Genomic DNA, 1,178 nt, shown 5'->3' on the forward strand with positions numbered 1-1,178 from the left:
ATATGCCGCTTGCGTATGTATTGTCGCTGCACAGCCCGGAATATATCAAGCTTCGCCCGGAGAACCGGCTGCAATCAGGCGCAGCGCCGCAGGCCATATGACCCGGGATCGCTGTACTCCCCTTAAGATTGATCCGGCCGCCTTCCGGCCTTAAAGCCGATCCGTACCGCAAGCTTCCGGCAGTCGGCTTGCCCTGTGATTTGCCTTCTGGCTCAAACCCTAAAGGAAGCTGCTCCACAGCCCGAATTTCGGTCTGCAGAGCAGCTTCCCTCGCATTGCGGCCGCCCGGCCGATTTCCTGTGACGGAACAGGCCGGGCGGCTGTGTACCCTTATTTGTTAAGACTTGCCTTGACAATCGCCACGACCAGCTCGGCCGCCTTGACGATATCCGCAGCCTTGATCCGCTCTTTGGTCGTATGGATATGCTCGTATCCGATGGCCAGATTGAGCGTTGGCACGTTCAGCCCGTTGAACACGTTGGCGTCGCTTCCGCCGCCCGACGGGAAGCATCTTGGCGTCAGACCGACCGAGGTTATGGCCCGCTCGGCCAGCTGCACAATGGGGTCTTGCCCGTTAAAGCCGAAGGCCGGGTAGATGATCTCGCTGCGGAATTCGCATTCCGCCCCGTACTCGCGCACCGTCGTCTCCAGCGCTTCGCGCATCTGCGCGAGCTGGAGATCCACCTTTTCCTGGATGATGCTCCGGGCTTCGGCCTCCAGTTCCACATAATCGCAGACGACATTCGTCGGGCCGCCGCCCGCGAATTTGCCGATATTGGCGGTCGTCTCGCTGTCGATTCGGCCAAGCTTCATGGCGGCAATCGCCTTGCCCGCCACCTGAATGGCGCTGATGCCGTCTTCGGGGTTGACGCCCGCATGGGCGGATTTGCCGAAGATCTGCATCTTGATCTTCGCCTGCGTCGGAGCGGCTACCGCGATAGCGCCGATTTCGCCATTGGAGTCAAGCGCAAAGCCGAAATCCGCGTCCAGATATTTCGGGTCCAGCGCACGCGAGCCGACCAGCCCGGATTCTTCGCCCGCCGTAATGACGAACTGAATTTGTCCATGGGGAATCTTCTGCTCCCTGATTACGCGAATCCCTTCAAAGAGCGCCGCCAGACCCGCTTTGTCGTCCGCTCCGAGGATGGTTGTGCCGTCGCTCGTAATCCAGCCGTCTT

Annotated in this window: 1 protein-coding gene; it reads right to left on the reverse strand. The window is 60.3% G+C overall.

Annotated elements, in window-relative coordinates:
- Positions 1–330: 330 nt before the first annotated feature.
- Positions 331–1,178 (reverse strand): M20/M25/M40 family metallo-hydrolase (locus L692_RS0120505; protein WP_025701909.1); only part of this gene is annotated, 848 nt, incomplete at its 5' end.

The sequence above is a fragment of the Paenibacillus forsythiae T98 genome (assembly GCF_000520735.1).
Classification (GTDB): domain Bacteria; phylum Bacillota; class Bacilli; order Paenibacillales; family Paenibacillaceae; genus Paenibacillus_AQ; species Paenibacillus_AQ forsythiae.